This window comes from Pseudomonas sp. AF03-9 (assembly GCF_020515815.1).
In the GTDB taxonomy this organism is placed as follows: domain Bacteria; phylum Pseudomonadota; class Gammaproteobacteria; order Pseudomonadales; family Pseudomonadaceae; genus Aquipseudomonas.
Genome location: NZ_JAHPJF010000002.1, coordinates 24,974 through 47,618, shown reverse-complemented (window position 1 = coordinate 47,618; position 22,645 = coordinate 24,974). Strand labels below are relative to the sequence as shown.

Here is a 22,645-nt window from a genome sequence, read left to right as displayed (position 1 = left end):
TAGCTCCGTGTGGCTCAAGAAAAAGTGGGGGTATCAGCGCAGGCAAAGCCGAACCTGGTCCTGCAGGCCGAGGATCATTTGCCGGCTGAGGGCGAGTTGATCAACGAGGGTGAAATAATCCGGTCGAGCGTTTGTTGCGAGTTCGGCGGCGCCTGCATCAGCCACGCCGCCGGTGCCGGCATGGGCGGGCACTGCGGCTGGACAGGCGGCTTTGACGAGCAGCCGCTGATCGCCAGCATCAACAGCGCGCCGGCGATTAAGGTTTTTGTCGCGTGCATCGGTCAGTTCCTGAGTGTGCTTAACGTCATTGCTCGCGGCCTGGGCCATCCGTTCACTGGTGATACGGGCGGCTTCGCGCAGGCCGTCGCGCTCGTCTTGCGCCTGGTCACGCTCGGCGCGGGCGGCGTCACGCTGGCCTTGCAGCAGGTGAACGCTGAACCAGGCCGCCAGGCACAGCACCAGGATGAAAAGGGCATCGCGCATCACAGGCCCTCCGCGCACATGGCCGCTTCGGCGCGCCGACGAGCGTGCAGTCCTGGTACAAAGCGCTTGCGCCCCTGGGCATCGGTGACCGACGACCACACAGGGGTTTTGCCATCAGCTCCCCAGGCGAGCGCCTTGCAGCCATCCCTGATGCGGCCGGAGTTGATCAGGCCAACGGCCCGACTGGCGCAGGTGCTGGGCACGCCGAAGTTGTGGCCATGGCTGCTCAGTGCGTCGAACGTCTGCTGGCCGACGCGTGGATTCGTCAGGCAGTCGGCCAGGGCCAACTGGCCCTTTTCCACCACCAGCTGCTCCACCTCGGCGCAACGTGCCGGCGACCAGTAGTCACCAACCACCAGCGGGTACGGGCTGGTGTAACGCGTGATGCCCTTGCACACCGTGGGCAGGCCACGGGCGAGTTGATCGGGGTAGACGATGTTCTGGCCCTGCCCTTCCCACTTGCCCAGGAAGGCGAGCAACGGCGCGCTAACCAGCACGATGGCGCCGGCGGCAATCTTGCTGCGCAGGCTCACGGGAAAAGCACCCGCAGCAACGCGGCACCAATCATCTGCGCCAGGATGCCCAGCACGGTCAGCACCGCCAACATACGGGTGACCTTGGTGCCGATGTCGGCCACGGTTGCCGTCAGTTCGCGCTGGCCATCGTTCAGATCCGAGAGCTGTACCGCCATGTGTTCGAACTCGCCTTCCAACCGGGTGACGCGGGTCGGCACGGTTGCGTGGCGGTCTTCTAGGTCGCTGAAACGGTGTTCAAGCACGGCGACACGGCTTTCCAGGTTGCGTTTGGGCGTGGCGCGAATGGTCATCGGCGCTGTCCTTGCTCAATAAGGGATTGGCACGGTACGCAGTGGGTCATTCCGCCCAGGGCACGGCGCTGTTCCGGGATGGGTTTGTCGCAGTCTTCGCAGTGGGTCAGGCTTGGCCCGCTCGGCCGCTTGCGGGCCAACTGGGCGGCGATGGCTTGATCACGCTCGCGTTGCTCCAGGGCCTGGGCGCGGTCGAACAGGCAGGACATCAACGCAGGCCCTCGGTCTCGGTGCTGTCGAGGTACGGCACGCCGTTGATTCGGATGAAATCCGGGCTGGTGACGTCAAACGGCAGCTTGTGCTTGGACTTCTCACCGCCTTTAGGGGCAATGCTCAACAGGCTGGAAATACGGAATTTGCAGCCGAACGCCTCGACGCGCATTTCCTCGTCGGCGGTCTTGGCAAAGAACACCAGGTCGAAGGTTTCCAGCTTGCGGAAACTGCCCGCTTTGCCTGCCGCCTCGATCACCAGGTTGAAGTTTTGGGTGTCCAGCTCCAGCTCGCCGGCGGCAGCCACGTCGCCATCAATGAAGCCGTCCGGGACGCCCTTGGTCTGCGCCACCGCCGAGTTGTCGGTGATGTCCAGGGTCGCGTTTTCGACGTGAACAAGCAGGTCGCCCATGTTCACGTCGAAGTTCATACCGCCAATGCGGGCCATAAGGGTTACTCCGAGTCGTCAGTGGAAAGATCCAGGGCGATGTTCGCCGTCAGGTCTTTCGGGCAGTTGAGGGGGCGCAGGACTAGGTACGCCTCGACGGCGGTTTTGCTCTTCCAGACCAGGGTTACGTCGCCATCTTTGGGCGGCTCGATCTCACCCGGGAACTGCTGGCCGGCGAAGGTCACGGACTTGGCCATCTGGCGCAGGGGTGCCATCAGCGCCGAGGTGGCGGCCGCCATCGAGTTGGGCGAGCTGTTCAGCTTGCGATCACCCACGCGCTGAATCAGCAACATGCGTACACGCCGCGCTGCCTTGTCGATCACGCGCAGGTGCTCGATCACCTGGAAGTCGCTGCCCGGGGCATCCAGCAGATTGCCGTCGCCCCAAAACACGCCTGGGTAGTCGGGGTACGTCTGCGGCACCGAAAGACGGGCGGCGTCCAGTTGGGTCAGCACAGCGGACGGCAACGGGTCGCGACTCGAATCCTTGGGCTCGGCACCCAGCCCCATCACGGCGCCGGTCGCGACACGCATCGGGGTATCGGCAATGCTCACCGCCGCGTTGGCCAAACGACCGGCCAACACGCCCTGGTTATTGCCGTGCAGCTGTGGCACCGGCAGAACGCGGGGCGCGGCGAGACCTTTCACAATCGCGGTTTGCTCAACGACGTAGGCGTCCCAGGTTTGTTCCAGGGCGATGCCCGGGGTAGCTGCCATCACAAAGACGCGACGACCCAGGCGGTTGCTCAAATCAGTGGCGGCATCGTGCATGGCCGACAGCTCGGCACCGCTGGTAACTGGATGGGTGATCACCACGGCCTCGACGGAGTACGTGCGAGTGGCAGCGGCCAGGGCATCCTGCCAGGTGATGTCTTCGGCGATGGGCGCCGCCACACAGGCCCAACGGTCGCCGCCATTCAGGCGTGCGGCTTGAATCTGGGTTTTCAGGTCGCTGGCTGGGACGCCCAGTTGGGTGTCCAGATCGCTTTGGGTGTCGAGCAACACCAGCTTGCCGACGTTTTTCGCGGCGGGACCGATGAACAAGAAATAGCGCTCGATCTCGGTAACGGCGCCTTGGCCGAGGTTGAGATTGTTGACGCTGACTTTACCGAGTGCCATGCAATGCCTCGCTAGCGGGGTGAATTAAGGATTTGTTGCAGCACCTGGTTAATCAGCAAGCCGGTATCGTGCTCAGTGCTGACCCCAATGAACTGGCGTTTTGGCAGGGTTATTTCCCAGCTTTGGGCGCCGGTGCTTTCTTTCTTTTCGTCGTCCAGGATGCGAATGAGCAGGCCCGCTTTGGCGTAGTTAACGTGCTCTTTGATCCAGGCCACCGAGGGCCTGGTCAGCGACTTTTTTCCGGCCTGGCGCACCTTGAAACCGAGACGGCGCAGGCGCTTGGCCTGCTTGTCGGTCGCGGCCAGGCCGGGGGAAACGTTGTTCCACTTGCGCATCTGCGCGGCGGTACGGCGCTCGCTGGCCCCGTTGTGCTGCTGCGCGGCGACCCAACTGGTCAGGGCGTTACGCCAGCCCAGCACGGCTTCATCAGGGCTGACCCGCGTGACCTGCATCAGCTTGGCCAGGCCCGCTTCCATCTTCTTTTGGCCCTTGGTCTCGCCCTTACGGGCGGCGAACGGGGTGCCATCGGTGTTCTTCTGGTCGCGCACGTTTTTTCGGTTCATCGTGCGCACGCGCTTGGTCACGTTGTTCAGCAAACGCCGGCGCAATTGCGGCGACAGCGTCAACAGCGCGAGTTGTTCCTGGACGCCCAGGTAACCCCGGGCATCCAGCTCTAACGTGCTACGTCCGGCCATTGCTGGAGACCTCACCGTGTTCGGCAATCCATAGGTCGAATGGGATAAACGACCAGGACTTACCGAACGCCTCGATCTCGCCGGCGGGGTCTTCGGCCAGGTACTGCGGCTCGATGAACTCCAGGGTGATGTCCACGTCCGCCAGATCGTTATCGAGCATGGTGATGTCAAAACTCGCCCCGGGCAGGTCGTCGCGGTTCTGGTCGTGGGTTTCAAGCCAACTGCCCACCAACGCCATCAGGCGCCCCGGATGATCGGCATAACGCTCCAGGGCAATCGTGGCGAGGTAGCGCATGTCGCCCATACGCATGCCGCCAACGTCGGGCTTCCAGATCAGGTCTAACTTGACCTGGTCGGTCCAGCTGTCGAGCTGTTCAGGCTCGACCAGGCGGCGCTCGATCAGATAGGCCGTCATGGCCTGCAGCTTGATCACAGCAACGCCGCCGTGATGCGGCCACGGCCCTGCAGGGCGCGCACGGCCTGCTGACTGAAAGCCAGGAAGGTTTCCGCACGCTCGGGGGCTTCTTTGCCGGTGTTCTCGGCGCTTTCGCGGCGGGTCACGGTGGGGAACTGCGGCAGCGCGTTACCTTTGGCGCGGCAGTACACCGCACGCTTGTACAACTTCACCTGGAAGGCACGTTCAGGCAGCACCGTGGAGTCAGCGGACTCGACACGCGTGACGCCGTTGGATTGCCAGCGGGCTTTGCACTTGGCTAGGTCCGTATTGACCTCAACCATTGCAGTGTTCAACGCGTCGGCCAGCAGCTCCACCAGGTACTCCGCCGGCAGGCGTTGTTCCTTCTGGAACTCGGACACGGAGAGGTCGGGCCAAAAGCCGTCGTTCTCAATCGCCTGTTCCACAAATGTGGTGGGTTTCCCGGAAAAGCTCATTGCTGGCCGCTCAAATTGGGCGGGGAGCCTGTTTTCAGTGGGACGGTCCATAAATAGGCGGCTCACTTCCACAAGTCCCCGCTGGGGGGGGTAGCCGGTTATTCGGTGGCCGGGTTAGCGGCCGCTTGTTTTGCCAGGGCCTTACGGACCTTTTCGATACGGGTGTCGTTGCCGGCCTGGGCGTACAGCTCCGTTGAACGCTCCAGGTGCTTGAGTGCGACCTCAAACTGCCCTGCCTCCATGGCGCGCATGCCGATCAACTTGTGGTACTTGCTCGGGATCTGCTCCGTCAGTTGCCACTCACCGTCAACCAGCGGCAGCAGGTCGGAGAGGTAAGGCTCCGGGCTGCGGTTGGCTTTGTATTCGGCGTAGGCCCACTCGCACACGGCGTCGGCGACAAAGGTCTGGATGTCGCGGCGCTTGAAGCGCTCCGGCATCTGCTGGCCCTGCTCGATCAGGAAGTCGGCCAGGCACAGGGCGTCTTCAAACTGGGCCGTGTCGAACAGCCAGACCAGCACCTGCACCGCGACGCGATTGGGGAAATTCAGCCCCGACTCGCAATAGCGCTGGACGTATTCCTGGTACTTGGGCAGCAGTTCTTCGCGCTTGAGGGCCTGGCGTCCGGCCAGGCCGTTGATTGCGCTGATGCGCTCCAGATCCTGGTCCAGTGCGGCTTCCTGCAGCAGCAAGTGCTTGCGCGCATTGGCTGGGCTGCTCAGGGCTTCCGCCGGCGAGTAAGGAAGCGCTGCGGAGGCGGCAGCCGCCACAACGGCGGCGCCTCCAAGGGCGATGGTGCGGCGCTTGTGCGCCAGGGCCAGACTCACGCCACCAGCTCCACGTTTTCGGTCATGGCGAACTTTTCCAACTGCTCGATCACATAACCTTCGTTGCGGCTGTTGTAGTCCTCGACGCGGGAGCGCTTCGGATTGTCGATGGTCTGCTTACGCCAACTGGAGTCCTGGAAGTAGATCGACAGGTTGTCCCAACTGGTGACGACGACGCCGTTGACCGGGAAGAACGGCACGCTAAAGCTCGGCAAGCCGCCGTAGGTGGCGATTACCTGAGCCTCTTCGATGCGCTCTTTTTCGGTCGGGGTGTCGCCCTGCTTCGAATACAGCTTGGCCTTGTCAGCGGCCAGCAGGTCGGTACCGATGATCGCGATCAGGTCGCCGGCATCGCGCAGACGTTCGTCCACCAGTTGTTTGGTGTCGTGCACCAGGGCATCCAAGTTGGCGTAGTCGCCACCGGCGCCGAGGGTGACTTTGCCGGCGACCTTGCCTTCCTTGAGTACCTGGGCCGGGATCTGCTCACGGGCTTGTTGCAGCCAGCCTTTGTTGACGTCCTGCAGCATCGGGTATTGGGCAATATCAGTCTGCGGGGCAGCGTGAGTGCCGTGGAAGCCGACCATGATGCGGTCCAGCGCGATCTGCTTTTGTACAGCTGCGGAATAGCGCTGATGGAAGTCCGGGAACTTTGCCCAGGCGTCGATCTTGGCGTACGGCATGCCCACATCTGACTCGGTAGACGACAGTTCGTAGGTCGTCTGATCGAGCGCGGATGCATCCTTGGCTTCGCGGTCCTTGCTGTTGGTGTTGGTACGGCCAGTGACTGGACCCGACACGCCAATGAAGACCTTCTGACCTTTGATCTCGGTCACCGGAATTACGTTGATACGCGCCAGGAAATCAGACTTGGCCGTGATGGCGTCGTTCAGCTCCTGGGCAATGGTCGGATCAACGCTGAACATCTTGGTGGCCAGGTCAACGCCGTAGGTTTCCGCAATGGCGAACTGCAGCTGCGCAAACATTTGGGCGCCGTAGGCACTCAGGGAATAGGCCATGTCAGAGCACCCGCTTTTTGACGGTGGTTACCGGGCCTGGGTTGCGTGGCAACTGGCGACCGGCGGAAGTGTTCTGCAGCGCAGTGAACTGCTTCTGCAGAGCGTCCATGCTCGCCAACAGGGCCTTGTTCGTAGCACTGCCTTTACGGCTGAACTCACGCGTTTCTTCGGCGGCAGTCACGATGCCATCGACGGCAGCCTGCACGTCGTCAATCGGCTCAGGTTCCGGCTCGGGAGCCTCTTCGGCGACGGGCTCAATCACGGCCTGAATGCCGGCAGCGACAATCAGCAGTTGAGCCAGCAGGGCTTTCAAAGCTGTTGCGGTAGCTTCATCCATAGGGGGTTCGGTCTCGGTTGGGGTGGTGGGTTCGACGGGCTCAACGACCGCCGCGAAGCGCTTGAAAAAACCGGTGAGCGCGCCAATCAGCTTGCCCACTTCGCCTTGGGGCTCTGCTTGAAAGGCGCCCAGCTCAACGGACGCGGCGTAGTACGTCGCCTTGTTGGTTTGGCGAGAAAAATAGAGTTCTTGTGTACCCAGGCTCGACGGTGTGTCGGTGACCGCAAGACCGGTCAGGTAGGATTTGCCACTGCCTGCAAAATTTGGCCAAATCTCAATGCTGGTGAACAGCTTCTGCCCCTGGTCATTCAGGTACAGCAGTCGGTCGTTGGGCTTGAGCTGAGCTTCCAGGGCAATCTGGCCTTCTTCCAGGTCGTCGCCCTCTTCAACCAGACGCACCGCGTAAACGGTGCCGAAAGAACCTTCCCCGCGCTGGTGTTCGCACCAGATCACAGCGGTGTATTTCGACGGCTTATAGGTTTCAGCGATGTCGCGCAGTTCCTGGGGAAGGATCTCGCGACCATCGGCGGTGATGCCGCTGGTGGCGACACGTTTCCAGAACGAAACAAGGGAACGGGGCATGGGCGATAACTGCGCTCAATCGTTGAATGAGCCGCCAAGATAGGGAGCTGCCCGCCCTCAAACAAACGGTTCAAATGCGCGTTTCTCCTATATTCACGATATAGGTGAATCGCGGAATTTAACCCCGCGTTTCCAGCGTTTTCGCCGCATAGACTGCGGCCCATGTACTACTCGACCGAAGTTAAAGAAGCCGCCAAACGCTTGTTTCTGCGCCGCTGTAAGGCCAAGGAAATTCAGGCGCAGCTCAACCTGCCCAACATCCGAATCGTCTACTACTGGATACGCCAGGGCGGATGGGAGGACATGCTGTCGGACGAAGAACCGCTGACCGCCGTTGGCCGGCGGATCACCCTCCTCCTGGACAAAGTTGGCAGCCTCTCCAAAGACGATCTGAACGAACTGGATCGACTGACCGTCGTTCGCGAGCGCCTGTTAAAGCAAGCGGTCAAACCGTTGCCGGCGCCAGCCGGGGAATCTGCCGGCGAGCCCCAGGAACGTCGCCCTGGTGCTCGTGGTGAGCGTTCGGGCCGTGGCGAAGGTGGAGGCAAGAAAAAGGACAAGAAGGCCAAGAACGACATCAGCGGGCTGTCCGAAGTGGACTTCCTAGATAAGTTCATCAGCAAGATGTACCGCTATCAGCAGGAACTGTTCGCTGCCAAGCAAAACCCGCTGACCTGTCGCGTCCGTAACGTCCTCAAAAGCCGCCAGGTGGGCCTGACCTACTACTTCGCCGGCGAAGCGTTCATGGACGCGGTACTGAACGGCGACAACCAGGTGTTCCTGTCGGCCAGTCGCTCGCAGTCGGAAATCTTCCGCAGCTACATCATCCAGTTCGCCAAGCAGTGGTTCGACATTGAGCTGACCGGCAACCCGATCACGCTCAGCAACGGCGCCGAACTGCGCTTCCTCAGCACCAACAGCAGCACCGCCCAGGGCTACCATGGCCACGTCTACGTGGATGAGTATTTCTGGATTCGCGACTTCGAAAAGCTCAGCACTGTGGCCAGCGCCATGGGCACCCACAAGAAGTGGAGAAAAACCTACTTTTCGACGCCCAGCGCTGTGTCGCACCAGGCGTATCCGTTCTGGTCAGGTGAGGAATTCCGCAACAGCAAACGCGGCAAGAAGGCCGGCGGCGTTTGGCCCACCGAAGCGGCGTACACCCAGGGTGCACTGTGCCCCGATGGTCAGTGGCGCAAGACCATCACCCTGGACGATGCCATCGCCGGCGGTTGCGATCTGTTCGACCTGGAGCAGCTGCAGCTGGAGTACGACGAGGACAAATTCCAGCAGTTGTTCTACTGCAAGTTCATCGACAGCAGCCAGAGCGCGTTCGGGCTCAAGGATCTGGAGCGCTGCTACTCCGACCTGTCCTTGTGGGAGGACTACGACCCGGAACTGGATCGGCCTTTCGGCAACAGCCCGGTGTGGCTTGGCTACGATCCAAGCCGTACCCGCGACGACGCCACCTGTGTGGTGGTCGCCCCGCCGCTGGAACCCGGGGCGAAATTCCGCATCCTGGAAAAGCACAGCTGGCGGGGGCATTCGTTCACCTTCCAGGCTGCCCAGGTCAAGAAGCTCACCGAGCGCTTCAACGTGCAACATATCGGCATCGACATCACCGGCGTGGGCTATGGCGTGTTCGACCTGGTGCGCGACTTCTACGCGAAGGCCACGCCGATCCACTACAGCCTGGAAACCAAAAACACCCTGGTGCTCAAGGCCCAGGACACGATCCAGGGCAGTCGCATCGAGTGGGACGCAGGCTGGACCGACATCGCCCAGGCGTTCCTGACGATCAAGCGCGGCACCACCACCAGCGGCCAAGTGACCTACAGCGCTTCGCGTACCGACGCCACCGGTCACGCGGACATCGCCTGGGCGGTCATGCACGCCCTAGCCAATGAACCCCTAAACCACAACAAGCGGCGCCGCAGCCGCTACGTTACGAGCGGAACCAATGCCCAAGCCACGACACAAAAAGCCCCAAGCCAGCCAGCAGGTGCAACAGCCACAGCCCATGCGAGCGTTCACCTTCGGGGAACCCGAACAGGTGCTGTCCGGCAACATCGGCGAGTACCTGGGCGTGTTTCTCAGCGACGACGGCGAGATCTACAAGCCGCCAGTGTCACGGGCGGGCCTGGCCAAGCTGCTGCGCGCCAACGCGCACCACGGCGCCATTCCCAAGTTCAAGCGCAACCTTCTGCTGCGTGAATTCATCCCGTCCGAGGGCTGCACCACGCAAACCATGGGCCGGGCGAGCCTGGACTACATGGTGTTTGGCGAGGCGTATTTTTACCGCGACACCAACGCCTTCGGCGAAGTGCTGGAGATGCAGCACCTACCGGCGATCAACATGCGGGTGAAGGTGGATGGCGGGTTCAGGATGCTGCTGCCCGACAGCAAGTACATGGACTTCGACCAGGACGAAATCGAACACGTCCTGGACTACGACGTGGAACAAAACATCTACGGCGTGCCCGACTACCTGGGCGGCCTGCAGGCGCTGCTGCTCAACGAAGCCGCGACCCTGTTCCGCCGGCGCTACTACAGCAACGGCGCGCACGCGGGTTACATCTTCTACACCAACGACCCGGACCTGACCGAAGAGGACGAAGAAAACCTGCGCGCCCAGATCAGCGCCAGCAAGGGTGTGGGCAACTTCCGCTCGATGTTCGTCAACATCCCCAACGGCAAGGAGAACGCGATCCAGATCATCCCCGTGGGTGATTTTCAGGCCAAGGACGAGCTGGAAAAGGTGAAGAACATCACGCGCAACGACGTGATCGCCGCCTGGCGGATGAACCCTGCCCTGGCCGGGATCATCCCGGAAAACAACGGCGGGTTTGGTGATATTGAGAAGATCGATCGCGTGTACACCAGCAACGAGATCAGGCCGATTTGCCAGTTGTTCAACCAGGTGAATGACCGGCTACGACTAGACAGGCGCATCAACTGGCGAGAGCCCGAGAAAGCAGCGGAAAGCGCTACCTAATGCTTCAAAGATAGAGAAAAATACTGCATCAAGTGCGAAAATAGTGGCAATTTGCTGCACCCTGGGGAGGGAACATGCGAGTAACCTGTAAATGCGGACACAAAGGCCGAATTGCATCACGTGAGGTGCTATCTGCCGATTTTGCGAAACTCTACTGCCAGTGCCTTGACGCCCAATGCGGGCATAGCTGGGTGGCAAATCTCACGTTCTCTCACACGCTCAGCCCGTCTGCGCAGACGTTCGACAGGATGCTGATCGATCGGCTTAGAGACATGCCCAGGGCACAACAGCGGGAGTTGTTTGAACAGCTTGGTTTGCAGGCAGTTGCATGATGCAAACCGCCGACAACCACATGTCGGCGGCTCAGGAATCAATCTTCGTCGGACGGATCCGGGTTGCTTATCAGCGCTTCGGTCAACCTGCGCAATTGCTCCTGGTCACGTTGACTCAACTGGCGATAGAAGCCAATCAAGCGTCGCTCAATATGCGAAAGCTCATACCGCGCAGATGCAGCTATTTCAACGTAACCGGCATCGGCGTTAGTGCGATCCAACATGCTTACCACTCCATAAAATCTATTGCTGACGCACTGATATGGGGGCAAGCGGCTGGCAAGGCGCAAACATCGAGGTCAGCTCAGCCCTTTGGCAGCATCGTCTGCCATGGCCTTAACGAAACGCCGAATGGCTCTTTGATCATCTGCCGGGATACTACGGTACTGCTGAACAACGCTGTCTTCATCCTCATTCAGCGAATCGAGGGCCAGAGTGCTACGCAGTCCCGTGAGGATGTAGGGCACGTCGAATTGGAACTGAACCATAACCTTACTCAGGTACGACGCCGTGGCATCGCTAGATCCAGCCTCGTAGTTCGCCTGCGTTCGTTTGGCTATCCCAAGTGCTTCCGCGACCTGGTTCTGCGTCATGCCGCACCGCTTCCGCTCTTCTTGCAGCCGAGAACCGATCTCTTCAGAAAGATGCACTTTTTTTCATCCTTACTATTTACAAGTGCACCTAAGTGCATCATTGTGCATCTCACACCACATGAAATTGCACGGATCTGCACTATGCCGAACTCAAGCGTTACCGAGCAAGCCCGTCAGCAAGCACGGGAAGCATTAGAAAAAAGGGGTCAGTCCGCCAAAGACTTCGCGACCCAACACCAGCTCAACCCAAGCACCGTCTATGCGGTCCTGAGTGGCCAAAGCCAATGCCGTCGTGGGGAGGCACATCGCGCTGCCGTCCTGCTTGGTATCAAAGACGGCGTCATCGCACAGTAATGGGCAACGTACTGAGGGAACAGCAGAAGATGGAAAGCCAGGTTCTAAAAACACGTCGCGAAGTCGTCAGTGCAATTATTTGCATCTTCGAAGGTGGCCGCGAATGCGCCGCTGCCAGGATTGGCCTGCCGCTCAAGAAGTTTGATAACCACGCATATGAGAACAACAACTGCCGTCCTTTGACAGATGCGCAGATTTTCCAGTTGGAGCAAGTCACCGGCACACAACACTTTGCTAATTACGTGGCGGCTATGTACGGCGGCATGTTCGTGCCGGTTACCCACCCCGAGAACCTGGATAACGTGGAGATGTACGCACGGGCCATGCAGAGTTCGGCCAAACAGGGAACGGTCGATCAAGCCATTGCCCAGGCGCTTGAAGATGGCGTGATCACCGACGCCGAAGCCGAGTTGATTCAGAACGCACACACGTTGCACATGGCAGCACGAACTGCCGAAGTCTATGCCGCGATAGACCTATACCGCGCCAAATCGGGGAAAGCACAATGAACAACGCCTCAACGGACATGGACTATCGCAGCACCATCCGCGCCGCTGCACTCACATTCCTGGAACGCCACCAGGGGGAACATTTGGGTGATCAGGGCCAATTCATTGAACGGACCATCAGCCACCTGGTGGATAGCTTCCAAGCTGATAAAGCGCTTGCCCTGCGGCTCACATGTGAGGCTTTGGGCGATCTTGCTGAAATCAATGTTCGACAACAGATCGACATCAAGGCCAGCAAATCAGATGCCGTGGTTATCACCGATCCCGTACGCGGCTGCACCTGGTCAGTGCCTGTTCACTTGATCTATGAACACCTGATAGCCGCCGGCCGCGCCACTCGCATTACCCCCGCTACCTAACACCCCTTTAGCAATGTCCTGAGCCTACCTGCCGTGGGTTTGGGTGAGCTGCGCCCAAAAACGAGGTTTCACGATGGCAACCGCCGTAATTGTCACCACCCAACTGCCACCCGCAGAGGCCGAAGCGTTGTTGGCCAACTTGCGCGAACAGTACCGCTTGAGCCTCAACGAACACTGGTATGCCGACCAGTTCCGCCTTGTGGCGGACGGTCTGCGCCACGGCGCAATTCTCGCCCATGTCCCGGTAATGGCTGCGCAAAAACGCCTTATGGCAGCCCTGTCCCACAGCCTGAAAGCAGTGAAGTAACCATGAAAGAAGATCTTCGCCACGACGTGTTGCAACGCCTCCAGTCCGACTTCGGGCTCAAGCACCGCACAGGCACCGATTACATGCGCGGCGGCACATGCCCCAAGTGCAAAAAAAAGGAGCTGTACTCTCGGTTTGACACGCCATGGATGGTCATCTGTGGTCGCCCTGAAAAGTGCGGCCACACCCTGCACGTAAAAGAGCTGTACGACGATTTGTTCGAAGACTGGAGCAAACGAGCGCCGGCAACAGATCAACACCCCAACGCGACCGCACGCGCCTATCTGGAGTTCGCCCGGGGCTTTCGGTTTGAGCTGATCCAGGGCTGGTTCACCCAGGAAACCTTCTATTCCGCCGAACACAACGCCGGCAGCGCGACCGTGCGCTTCGCCCTGGACAAAGGTGGCTGGTGGGAGCGCCTGATTGATCAACCGCATCGCTTCGGCAAGATGAAGGCCCGCTTCAAGTCCAAGGACAGCTATCGCGGCGTCTGGTGGTGCCCGCCCTGCGTCGATCTGCTTGAGGCCAAGGAAATCTGGATCGTTGAAGGGATCTTCGACGCCATTGCCCTGGTGCACAACGACATCGCTGCCGTGTCTGCAATGTCGTCCAACGCGTTCCCTGGGGACTCGCTCAGGGAGCTGGTTAAAACCCGGGAAGGCGGGAAGCTGCCCAAACTGGTTTGGGCTCTGGACAACGAACCGAGCGCAAACGCCTACACCCGGCGCTGGGTGCGCGAAGCCCATGCCCTGGGTTTCATCTGCGAGTCCGCACAGATCCCGCAACGCGACGGCCGAAAGTCTGACTGGAACGATCTTCACCAGCGTTGGAACTTCATCCAGGACGAAACCAAACGTGCCGACCAGATCGCCAGCGACCTCAAGCAAGCTCGACACCAGGGCGCCCTGCTGCTGGCCGAGAGCGCGGCGGAAAAGGCATTGCTCATGTACGACTGGAACAAGCGCGGGGAATTTCACCTGGGCTTCGGGAGCCGCCTGTACTGGTTCAAGTTGGACATGGAGAAATTCAACCGCGCCATGTCCGACATCGAGGACAGCGAGAACCACGACGACCAGCTGCTGAACCAGGCGCAACAGCGCGAAAAAGCACTGCAGCAGTCCGGCAGCGTCGTGGAGATTGCCAACTGCTACCCCCAGGCCCTCTATTTCCAACGTAACGAGGTAACGGACGAGTCCTGGTACTACATGCGTGTGGACTTCCCCCACGACTCCGAAAGCGTGAAAAACACGTTCACCAGCGGCCAGCTGTCGGCAGCAAGCGAATTCAAAAAGCGGCTGCTCGGTATGGCGGCGGGTGCAATGTTTACCGGCAGTGGCCAGCAGCTCGACAAGCTCATGAAAGATCAGCTGTTCGGCATCAAAACCGTTTCGACCATCGACTACGTGGGCTACAGCAAGGAGTACGCCTGCTACGTCTACGGCGACATCGCGATCAAGGACGGCACCACCTACAAGGTCAACAGTGAAGACTATTTCGAGTTCGGCAAGCTGCGCCTGAAAACCCTGCAGAAAGGCGTTCCGATCAAGCTGCAGCGTGAAGCAAAGGGCTTTGACGAGAAGTGGGTGCAATTGCTGTGGACCTGCTTCGGCGCCCAGGGCTTCGTCGCGTTGGTGTTCTTCTTTGGCTCGCTGTACTGCGAACAAATTCGCGCCCGCTACCAATCCTTCCCATTCCTGGAAGCCACGGGTGAAGCCGGCGCCGGCAAAACAACCCTGCTGAACCTCCTCTGGAAACTGCTCGGCCGCGAAGGCTATGAAGGATTTGACCCGATGAAATCTACCAAGGCTGGGCGCTCTCGCCTGATGGGCCAGGTCTCCGGCATGCCGGTAGTGTTCCTAGAGGCGGATCGCCACGGCGATGATCGGGCGCACGCTAAAACCTTCGAATGGGACGAGCTGAAAGACTTCTATGGCGGCGGCACCCTGGCTACGAAAGGCGTCAAGACCGCCGGCAACGAGACATACGAGCCACCATTCCGGGGAACGATTGCTATCAGCCAGAACGCGGCAGTGGTTGCACACGAAGCGATCATGACGCGCATTGTGAAGCTGCACTTCGTGCGCCCGACCGTCACACCTGAGAGCCGTGCTGCAGCGGATCAACTCAACGCCCTGGACGGTGGCACCCTCAGCCACTTCTTGTTGCGGGCCGTGGGCAAGGAGTCCGCGGTGCTTGAGCTATTCGCCCAGCGAATGCCCGAACACGAATCGAAGCTGCGTCGTTTGCACACCCATTGCTTCGCCTGCAGCACGGCCTATGCCAGTGACCAGGGCAATTGCACCAGCTGCGGCTATGACCTGCGGGGCTACATCCGCGTGGAGCGCATCAGCAAAAACCACGCACAAATGCTCTCGCTGTTGGACGGTATTCGCCTGGTCCTGAAATTGAGTGATCCCCAGGTCGCCGCCACCCAGCGCCAGATCGTGAGGATGGCCATCGAGCGCCAGGCGTCGATCAGCTCCGACCATGCGGCCGTGGCCGAGTTTTGGGAGGTTTACGACTACCTCGAATCCTTGAGCGAAGACCCGGTGGTGGACCACAGCAGCGACTCCACCGTGATCGCTATCAACCTCAACGAATTCTGTGAGCGTGCCGCTGAACACAAACAGAAGCTGGCCGACGTGGCCACGTTGCGCGACCTGCTCAAAGAGTCCCGTTCCCGCAAGTTTCTAGACAGCAACAAAGCCGTACACAGCGCTGTACGTGCTGCGTTCAACAGCCGAAACCCGTGTTCACAACCCCGGCCGACCACAGTGAAGTGCTGGACATTCAAGGCGTAAAGGAGAGCAAGACCGATGCAGATCCAAGTGTTTATGGGCAATGCCGGCGACGGCAAAACAAGCAAGCTGCAGTCAGTGCAAGACCGTCTCGACTTCACCGGCGAGAGCGCGCCGATCATCCAGGCAGGTGCTTATGGGGAAGATGGTTTGTTGGAGATTCTGGAAGTCCGGGCGGCCGGTGGCCAGCGCGAAATCCTGGTGGAGGACTGCAGCAGGCAACAGATTTTGAAAGTGTTGGAATGGCAATCATGCGTTGAGCATGAGCCGGATTTTGACGGCCTGGTGATCCACCTGGCCCGTAAGGACTGACCTTAAAAAAGCAGTGTCGAGGAGTTGCAGCTCCCCGACACCTAACCGCAACAGAGGGCTATAACCATGCAAGCACAGAACCTAAGCAGCAGCGGCGCGAAGGCTACCACACCGGCACGCCACCTGGTGGCCACCGCGATCATCGGCGCGGCCGTCATTGGTTACCTGGTACACAAAACCCCTGAATCACGAACCCGCCTTGAAAGCCTCAGCCAGATGGCCAACACCCTGGGCGAACTCAGCGCAACGGATGCCGCCGTCGTCGCCCAACTGCTCGCCAAACCGGCAACCCGGGGCGTATCGCGCAATGTCTGACAGTCCTGCAGCAACACCAGCGCGGCGCTTCCCCTGGAACATTGATTACACCAGCCTTTGCGATCAGTGCGGCAGGTGGCGCGCCCAAGGTAACCATGACAAGTGCAGTCAGCGGCGCCAGCTGCAGAACGCACATCTACGCAACCACAAGCCCAAAGGGTAAGCCGCGTCCACAAGAAGATGCGCTACCAGATACTTGGCCCGGAAACGGGCCTTTTTGTTTCCGATCGTCAGACTGTCGATACACAAGCACAGCTTTAGGGGTTTACATGAGTGGGGTCGAAGCTCGCGGGAAGTCCGTGAGAATCTATTTTCAATACAACGGGGAGAAATGCCGGGAAGCAATCCCGGGCGGCAACACACCGGCCAACGTGGCCCAGGCTAAGCGCATGGTTGAAATCATCGAGTACGAGATTCAGGCCGGCACCTTCGATTACGCACGGCACTTTCCCAACTCGGTCAAGCTGGTAGAAAACACATTCGGTCACTACCTGGACCTGTGGTTAAAGATCAAAGCCAACAGTGTCGCAGCGTCCAGCTATCGGGGCTACGCCAACAAGGCGGAGGTTCACGTACGGCCACGCTGGGGGAAGGTACAGATCCACAATATCGACCACTTGGACCTACAGGAATGGATACAGGTGACCCTGTCGAAAACGCTCAAAAACAAGACTATCCGCGACATCATCAGCAACGTACGTCAGGTCTTCCGGCTCTATCGCACCCGGATGAAAGTTGCGCACGACCCGACTGAGGGTTTAATGGTGCGACTGCCAGATCCCGAGGCGCCGGACCCGTTCACCCGGGCGGAAATCAAACAGATCCTGGAAACGCCGACCCCGCGTACCTATGAGCTGCTGATGGTGCAGTTCATGTTATGGGCCGGTCCTCGAGTGTCTGAAACCATCGCCTTGGCGTGGGAAGACGTTGACCTGGAACAAGGCAGCGTAACCTTTCGCCGATCGAAGGTACGCGGCGCCTATCGCGTCACAAAAACCCGCCGCTCGATGCGCAAGGTTCGCCTGCTAGCTCCCGCTTGGGAAGCGTTGCGCAAGATCGATGCACTCACCCGAAAGCGGAAACCGGAAACTGTGGAGATTGTTGAGCGGGACAACAAGACGGTGCGCCAGCACACTCTGCACTTTGTGTTCTTGAACACCAAAAGTGGTTTGCCACATGCCAACGACTTTGTCGTGCGCGACCGATTCTTTAAGGCTCACTTGCTTGCGGCAGGGGTTCGTTATCGCGGGCCTGGCCAGTGCCGGCACACGTACGCCAGTCAGTTGCTGACCACGGGCGTTGCGTCAATTGATTGGATTGCCGAACAGATGGGACATACCAACGGCAACATGATCCGTCAGCATTATGGAATCTGGATCAACGAGGATGGGCCAGATGTAGTGGGCATGCTGCAGTTGGCACTGAAGCTTTCGCCGATCACAGCTCTACCCTGAATCCTGTAAGCCCGACCGTTTTGGCAAACCGGCCCACCGCCGTCAGGCTTGCCCAGACGCGCAATGGCTCATGTCGTGAACGCATCGGGATCAGGCGCGCGGTGGCCCCACTTAAGCCGAACGGAAAGGGTCCACTGCCTATCATGACCAGCGACGCATCAGACGACCGCCTCACGAATAGCCAGTTGGCTGGTCTAAATTTACGGGCACGCATTCATAAGCTTTGTGGCTGCTGACTTTCTGGCGCCCGAGGTTCACAAGATACAACTCCTATGGAAAGGTTAATTTTTATCTGGTCGAAGTATTTTTAGTTTTTTTCGTTCCGCTCCAACTATGGCTTCAAACTTGGTTAGCTCCACCTTGATACTTTCTTCAACCTCAATGAGCATTGACAAAATACCCTTCGGATTGAGATATTCGAAGATCGATTTGAGATTTATCCCCAACACTCCCGCACGCGATGTTTTCGTTGCTCTTATTGAACTATATATCTCTCGATCCGAAGCATTCGCTATTGCCGCCTCTACAACATCGTGCATAGAATCCGCAAGAATATAATGGAACGGAAACATTGTCTCCGGGTGCATAACCACAAATGCACTAATAGAAGTTCCGGACATCTCCACGAGAAACCCTGGAAGTTTTCCCTCTAGATAGCGAAGATAACTTTCTTCGTTTTGACTTAGGATTACTAGAGAAATCTCCTCGAGTTCCGCCGGGTAATACTTTAGAGTGAAGTGCTTGCCGTACCGAAACTCATCCATATACTTCAGGAAGCCCAACACGTCGTCCCAAGAGTTCATATCGCTAGCTGCGATCTCGTAAAACTCACAAGCCATTTCGGATGATGAATGTCTTACAAATGAGGCCGCATGATATTCAAGTATGCTCTTGTGAAGAAAGCTAACTTGTTCATAACCATCCTCAAGCATCAAACAAGCAACGTTAACTATATCTTTCCGAAAACCTTCAACTTCACATGACACCCCCCCCGCGTACTCCAAGGCCTCATTAAACGCACGATAAAACTCAATATCTTTCATCGTTCTGCCAAGGCCTAACTGCATCGCCATGAAGCAAAAAGCATCAAATAGACGATGGAGTTTCGACTCGGATAGCCCACTGTGCCGTTCTCTTTGAAAACCCGGCTTAAACCTATCATGCCTAGTAAAAACGGCTGAAAACAAGCTATTAAAAAAATCTGGCAGGGTTGCCGGTATATGACTCTCCATCTCGTATACAAGACACAACAAAGTCAGCATAAGCGGCGTTGTAATTACACCGCGTATATTAGTGGGGGCGCCTATTATAGACTGATATATATTTTCTCTAAGAATCACATCTTCGATCAGCTTGCGCAAAAAAGGTTGATAATCCTCCTCTTCAAATTCGTCTATATTGAAATTTCTAAATCCCGCAAGACGCTGCACTGCATGATGCGGACGTGAAGAGACAATCAAGGGTAAGTCAATATATTTTTTATGGAAATTTTGAATGGCATAAACTGTCGAAGTAACCATGCTCTCTGGGATCTCATCGAACCCATCAAGCACTAGACTAGCTTTACCCTCTGAAGCTAAGAAGTCGAAAACAACTCTGCCGCCTATTATTCCAGCAGCATCCATATAGTCTAAAATTAAATCCAGTAGAGACCGATCACTAGAAACCATACGAAGCTCAATAAATATTGGTATTCTGCCAACACTTAAAATCTCATTACAAAGATTGCGCATCAGGATAGATTTTCCCTGCCCCACAATACCTTCAATAACGGAGTTTCCGTTAATTATATCTTCTGTCGCCGCATATGCATGCAGACTGTTTTTTTGAGTTATTCGTGGCGGGTAGTAAAAGTCACTAATTAACACTCCCTTGTCACGCGACCACATAGTTTTTACTGTGTTTATATTGAGAATAATTTCTGCCAAGCTATTGATAGATACCGCTGCATCCCACTTAGTTTTCTGTTTTTTAAAAGCGACACCTAGCTCTTTAAATATTGTCGTGATTGTGGGTGTCAGCACTTTGGCCAAGGCTGTCGCAGTAATTTCTATAGCCATGATTCGCATCCTTGTAATTTACATCTACTCCCTAGCTGAGAGTAGCAACAGGGTCATTTAGTAGAAAATACATCCGACTCAAAATTGTGAAAAGGCGAGAATCCGCAGAATACTTAATAAATGAATCAAACTCATTGGCGGCGATTATGATCGGGTGTACTCCTCATTTGCTCATTTGTCTGCCCCCGGCCTATGCTACCTACAGTGAAGATCTGAAAAAGATTGCTGGTGGCTGGTCATCTCTATGCAACTGCGAGCTCCTATGACCGCCGTAACCACATAATCGCATCTGTCAGTGCCTGTGCGTTTGTGTCCAAGGTTTCCATAGCTGTCACTGCGTTAAGGGCAACATCCTCCACACCATTATCTGAAAGCCACTTGGTGACCTCTTCTATCGCCGCCCCCAAGGCATACTGATTCTGCAGGAGCAGTGTCAAAGCATCTGCCGTGGCGATGTTGGAATCTGAGTTATCTGACATGAAATCATCCTTGAGTGATGGATTTGAAGAGCCTAGTTCATGCCGCCGGACCACATTGCTTGAACACTCGTTAATCAACCACCTTTTTCGCACGAGAATTGAGCATCTGTCCCAGATCTGTCCCATATAGCCATTTTTCAGACACCAAAAAGCACAAACCCCCGACTTTCTCTAGGAAAATCAGGGGTTTGCGTTTTCAGAATGTGGCGGTGAAGGAGAGATTCGAACTCTCGATACAATTTCTTGTATACACACTTTCCAGGCGTGCTCCTTAAGCCACTCGGACACTTCACCGTATCTCGTCAAACCAGTTCAGTCTGTCGAGGCGCGCTAATGTAGTCGAAAGCCTTTCCGATGGCAAAGGTTTTTTTCAGAATTTTCATGCGCTTAGCGGGATATGCCATTGCATGCCCGGCAAGGGGTGGTGTTTCTGCCATTCTCAGGCACCGTCGGCGGGTGTCTGGGGCGGCTGTCGTGCCCTGCCCTAGGCCGTCCGCCGCTGGGTGAGCGGGAAAAGTCTGACTGGGTAGTCAGTCATGGCGCTTTACCGGGGCGGGTGGGGTGGGTAACGTTTGGGGATGCGTTTCTATAAACAGCCTATCTATAACAAGTCATACAAGGAACCGCGTCATGAGTGAGTTGATTACTTACCACCTCGAAGACGGTATCGCGACCCTGACGTTGAGCAACGGCAAGGTGAATGCCATTTCTCCGGATGTGGTCAGTGCGTTTAATGCGGCACTGGATCAGGCCGAGAAGGATCGGGCGGTGGTGATCATCACCGGGACGCCGGGGATTTTGTCGGGTGGTTATGATTTGAAGGTGATGACGGCCGGCCCTAAAGAAGCCATCGGTCTGGTGACGTCGGGCTCGACGTTGGCGCGCCGTCTGTTGTCGCATCCGTTCCCGGTGATCGTGGCGTGCCCTGGGCATGCGGTGGCCAAGGGCGCGTTCCTGCTGTTGTCGGCGGATTATCGGATTGGGGTCGAGGGCCCGTTCAGCATTGGCCTCAATGAAGTGGCGATCGGCATGACCATGCACCACGCCGGGATCGAGCTGGCGCGGGATCGCCTGCGCAAGTCGGCGTTTCATCGCTCGGTGATCAATGCCGAGATGTTTGACCCGCAAGGCGCTTTGCAGGCTGGCTTCCTGGACAAGGTGGTGGCGCCTGAAGAGCTGCACGCTGCCGCCCTGGAAGCGGCACGGCAGTTGAAAAAGATCAACATGAACGCCCACAAGCACACCAAATTGAAGGTGCGTAAGGCGCTGCTGGACGCCCTGGATGACGCCATCATCCAGGATCAGGGCCATATCCTGAGTTAAGCCTTACATCCGCCACACCAGAGCCCGACCTTGAGTCGGGCTTTTTCTTACACACAAACTCGAAACTTCCCTAGCCGCTCTAGCCGGCCACTGCTGGCACATGTTGAAACATGTACTTAAACATCGCCTATCTCCTACCTCTACAGGGGTAATTGCCGAATACAGTGCACATCCGTACACTGCGCCACCTTTTGTCCCGATAGGCCGTGTCGATGCTTTTTCTGCTGCGTATGTTGTTGATGGGCCTGCATTTTATGCTCGCCGGTGTGCTGGGCGTGCTCGTCGGGATCTGCCGACCGTTCAACCCGGACAACAGTCGCCTGTGCGCACGTTTATACGCACTGCCGGCCATGTGGATTCTGGGGCTGAACCTCAAGGCCGACGTGGACTCGTTGCGAAACAAGCCCAGCGGCTGTGTGATCATCGCCAACCATCAGTCCAACTATGACCTGTTTGTGTTTGGCAACGTGGTGCCCCATCGCACTGTGTGTATCGCCAAGAAAAGCCTGAAATGGGTGCCGTTGTTCGGCCAGCTGTTCTGGCTGGCGGGCAATGTGCTGATCGACCGGGGCAATGCGCACAAGGCGCGCCGGGCGATGCTCACCACCACCGATACGTTGCAACACAAGGACACGTCGATCTGGGTGTTCCCGGAAGGCACGCGCAACCTGGGCAAGGGTTTGCTGCCGTTCAAGAAGGGCGCGTTCCATATGGCGATTGCCGCCGGTGTGCCGATCGTGCAGGTGTGCGTGAACAATTACGTCACGCAGATGCGCCTGAATCGCTGGAACAGTGGTGATGTGCTCATACGCTCGTTGCCGCCGATTCCTACGGTTGGCATGACGGTGGATGACGTGCCGAGGTTGATGCAGGCGTGTCAGGTGCAGATGGAGGCTTGTATTGCGCAGATGGATCTTGAGTGGGTGCGGGGGTGAGGATGTCTTGGGAGCGCTTGGCGCCCCAGCGCGAGCAAGCATTACAGGCTTGTGTTCCCACAATGGAACGCCTTTCGGGCTAAGCTGCCC

27 protein-coding genes and 1 tRNA gene are annotated in these 22,645 nt (G+C 57.8%); 13 read left to right on the top strand and 15 right to left on the bottom strand.

The features are described from left to right. Window positions 1-33: 33 nt before the first annotated feature. From LIY36_RS03875 to LIY36_RS03820, 12 genes are all read right to left on the bottom strand, one after another. Complete coding sequence (locus tag LIY36_RS03875; protein ID WP_226454858.1) at window positions 34-483, bottom strand: lysis system i-spanin subunit Rz; 450 nt, start codon at window positions 481-483, stop codon at window positions 34-36. Next, window positions 483-1,016 (bottom strand): lysozyme, encoded by a 534-nt coding sequence (locus LIY36_RS03870; protein WP_226454857.1) that lies wholly within the window; start codon window positions 1,014-1,016, stop codon window positions 483-485. The genes LIY36_RS03875 and LIY36_RS03870 overlap by 1 nt, the downstream gene beginning before the upstream one ends. Next, window positions 1,013-1,309 carry a hypothetical protein gene (locus tag LIY36_RS03865; RefSeq protein ID WP_122757064.1) on the bottom strand — a complete coding sequence of 99 codons (297 nt, stop codon included), beginning with the start codon at window positions 1,307-1,309 and terminating at the stop codon, window positions 1,013-1,015. Before LIY36_RS03865 ends, LIY36_RS03870 begins: the two co-directional genes overlap by 4 nt. Then, window positions 1,306-1,518 (bottom strand): TraR/DksA family transcriptional regulator, encoded by a 213-nt coding sequence (locus LIY36_RS03860; RefSeq protein ID WP_032887498.1) that lies wholly within the window; start codon window positions 1,516-1,518, stop codon window positions 1,306-1,308. Before LIY36_RS03860 ends, LIY36_RS03865 begins: the two co-directional genes overlap by 4 nt. After that, entirely contained in the window at window positions 1,518-1,967 is a 450-nt protein-coding gene (locus LIY36_RS03855) for a phage protein (RefSeq protein ID WP_032887496.1), read from the bottom strand. Before LIY36_RS03855 ends, LIY36_RS03860 begins: the two co-directional genes overlap by 1 nt. A 5-nt stretch (window positions 1,968-1,972) precedes the next feature. Further along, window positions 1,973-3,085, bottom strand: coding sequence for a DUF2586 domain-containing protein (locus LIY36_RS03850; protein WP_226454856.1), 1,113 nt, complete (start codon window positions 3,083-3,085; stop codon window positions 1,973-1,975). 11 nt (window positions 3,086-3,096) lie between these two features. Then, entirely contained in the window at window positions 3,097-3,780 is a 684-nt protein-coding gene (locus LIY36_RS03845; protein WP_226454855.1) for a phage virion morphogenesis protein, read from the bottom strand. Continuing rightward, window positions 3,767-4,213 carry a phage tail protein gene (locus LIY36_RS03840; RefSeq protein ID WP_226454854.1) on the bottom strand — a complete coding sequence of 149 codons (447 nt, stop codon included), beginning with the start codon at window positions 4,211-4,213 and terminating at the stop codon, window positions 3,767-3,769. Before LIY36_RS03840 ends, LIY36_RS03845 begins: the two co-directional genes overlap by 14 nt. Then, entirely contained in the window at window positions 4,210-4,671 is a 462-nt protein-coding gene (locus tag LIY36_RS03835) for a head completion/stabilization protein (RefSeq protein WP_032887489.1), read from the bottom strand. Before LIY36_RS03835 ends, LIY36_RS03840 begins: the two co-directional genes overlap by 4 nt. 98 nt (window positions 4,672-4,769) lie before the next feature. Next, window positions 4,770-5,495 carry a phage terminase small subunit gene (gene gpM / locus LIY36_RS03830; RefSeq protein WP_226454853.1) on the bottom strand — a complete coding sequence of 242 codons (726 nt, stop codon included), beginning with the start codon at window positions 5,493-5,495 and terminating at the stop codon, window positions 4,770-4,772. Beyond that, window positions 5,492-6,511, bottom strand: a complete 1,020-nt coding sequence (locus tag LIY36_RS03825) for a phage major capsid protein, P2 family (protein ID WP_226454852.1) — start codon at window positions 6,509-6,511, stop codon at window positions 5,492-5,494. Before LIY36_RS03825 ends, gpM begins: the two co-directional genes overlap by 4 nt. A gap of 1 nt (window position 6,512) precedes the next feature. Continuing rightward, window positions 6,513-7,430, bottom strand: coding sequence for a GPO family capsid scaffolding protein (locus tag LIY36_RS03820; protein ID WP_226454851.1), 918 nt, complete (start codon window positions 7,428-7,430; stop codon window positions 6,513-6,515). 162 nt (window positions 7,431-7,592) lie between these two features. On the opposite strand from LIY36_RS03820, the gene LIY36_RS03815 reads away from it, so the two are divergent. From LIY36_RS03815 to LIY36_RS03755, 11 genes are all read left to right on the top strand, one after another. Further along, window positions 7,593-9,644, top strand: coding sequence for a terminase large subunit domain-containing protein (locus LIY36_RS03815; protein WP_226454850.1), 2,052 nt, complete (start codon window positions 7,593-7,595; stop codon window positions 9,642-9,644). Next, on the top strand, window positions 9,556-10,425 hold the full coding sequence (locus tag LIY36_RS03810; protein ID WP_226455216.1) for a phage portal protein: 870 nt from the start codon (window positions 9,556-9,558) through the stop codon (window positions 10,423-10,425). Before LIY36_RS03815 ends, LIY36_RS03810 begins: the two co-directional genes overlap by 89 nt. Before the next feature lie 74 nt (window positions 10,426-10,499). Next, a complete protein-coding gene (locus LIY36_RS03805; protein WP_181644371.1) occupies window positions 10,500-10,757 on the top strand; it encodes an ogr/Delta-like zinc finger family protein in 258 nt (85 codons plus the stop codon). Window positions 10,758-11,491: 734 nt separating this feature from the next. Next, window positions 11,492-11,704, top strand: a complete 213-nt coding sequence (locus LIY36_RS03790) for a DNA-binding protein (protein ID WP_122757077.1) — start codon at window positions 11,492-11,494, stop codon at window positions 11,702-11,704. Window positions 11,705-11,733: 29 nt separating this feature from the next. Beyond that, window positions 11,734-12,213 (top strand): YmfL family putative regulatory protein, encoded by a 480-nt coding sequence (locus tag LIY36_RS03785; protein ID WP_274603015.1) that lies wholly within the window; start codon window positions 11,734-11,736, stop codon window positions 12,211-12,213. Next, entirely contained in the window at window positions 12,210-12,572 is a 363-nt protein-coding gene (locus LIY36_RS03780) for a hypothetical protein (protein WP_181644368.1), read from the top strand. Before LIY36_RS03785 ends, LIY36_RS03780 begins: the two co-directional genes overlap by 4 nt. Before the next feature lie 73 nt (window positions 12,573-12,645). After that, on the top strand, window positions 12,646-12,879 hold the full coding sequence (locus LIY36_RS03775) for a hypothetical protein (RefSeq protein ID WP_032887471.1): 234 nt from the start codon (window positions 12,646-12,648) through the stop codon (window positions 12,877-12,879). Between the two features lie 2 nt (window positions 12,880-12,881). Next, window positions 12,882-15,680 carry a toprim domain-containing protein gene (locus LIY36_RS03770; RefSeq protein WP_226454848.1) on the top strand — a complete coding sequence of 933 codons (2,799 nt, stop codon included), beginning with the start codon at window positions 12,882-12,884 and terminating at the stop codon, window positions 15,678-15,680. Window positions 15,681-15,695: 15 nt separating this feature from the next. Further along, complete coding sequence (locus LIY36_RS03765) at window positions 15,696-15,989, top strand: hypothetical protein (protein WP_226454847.1); 294 nt, start codon at window positions 15,696-15,698, stop codon at window positions 15,987-15,989. A gap of 66 nt (window positions 15,990-16,055) precedes the next feature. Next, window positions 16,056-16,304 carry a hypothetical protein gene (locus tag LIY36_RS03760; RefSeq protein WP_226454846.1) on the top strand — a complete coding sequence of 83 codons (249 nt, stop codon included), beginning with the start codon at window positions 16,056-16,058 and terminating at the stop codon, window positions 16,302-16,304. 269 nt (window positions 16,305-16,573) lie between these two features. Further along, window positions 16,574-17,758: an Arm DNA-binding domain-containing protein gene (locus LIY36_RS03755; RefSeq protein ID WP_226454845.1), complete on the top strand. Its 1,185-nt coding sequence runs from the start codon at window positions 16,574-16,576 to the stop codon at window positions 17,756-17,758. A 281-nt stretch (window positions 17,759-18,039) separates the two neighbouring features. Here the strand turns inward: LIY36_RS03755 and LIY36_RS03750 are convergent, their stop codons facing one another. The 3 genes from LIY36_RS03750 to LIY36_RS03740 all read right to left on the bottom strand — a co-directional run bounded on the left by LIY36_RS03750 (window position 18,040) and on the right by LIY36_RS03740 (window position 20,591). Then, window positions 18,040-19,818 (bottom strand): NACHT domain-containing protein, encoded by a 1,779-nt coding sequence (locus LIY36_RS03750; protein WP_226454844.1) that lies wholly within the window; start codon window positions 19,816-19,818, stop codon window positions 18,040-18,042. Window positions 19,819-20,078: 260 nt separating this feature from the next. Beyond that, window positions 20,079-20,297, bottom strand: coding sequence for a hypothetical protein (locus LIY36_RS03745; protein ID WP_226454843.1), 219 nt, complete (start codon window positions 20,295-20,297; stop codon window positions 20,079-20,081). Between the two features lie 204 nt (window positions 20,298-20,501). Then, window positions 20,502-20,591, bottom strand: a tRNA-Ser gene (locus LIY36_RS03740). Between the two features lie 336 nt (window positions 20,592-20,927). On the opposite strand from LIY36_RS03740, the gene LIY36_RS03735 reads away from it, so the two are divergent. Both LIY36_RS03735 and LIY36_RS03730 read left to right on the top strand, forming a co-directional pair. After that, window positions 20,928-21,620 carry a crotonase/enoyl-CoA hydratase family protein gene (locus LIY36_RS03735; protein ID WP_226454842.1) on the top strand — a complete coding sequence of 231 codons (693 nt, stop codon included), beginning with the start codon at window positions 20,928-20,930 and terminating at the stop codon, window positions 21,618-21,620. 212 nt (window positions 21,621-21,832) lie between these two features. Beyond that, window positions 21,833-22,555 carry a lysophospholipid acyltransferase family protein gene (locus tag LIY36_RS03730; RefSeq protein WP_226454841.1) on the top strand — a complete coding sequence of 241 codons (723 nt, stop codon included), beginning with the start codon at window positions 21,833-21,835 and terminating at the stop codon, window positions 22,553-22,555. Window positions 22,556-22,645 lie beyond the last annotated feature (90 nt).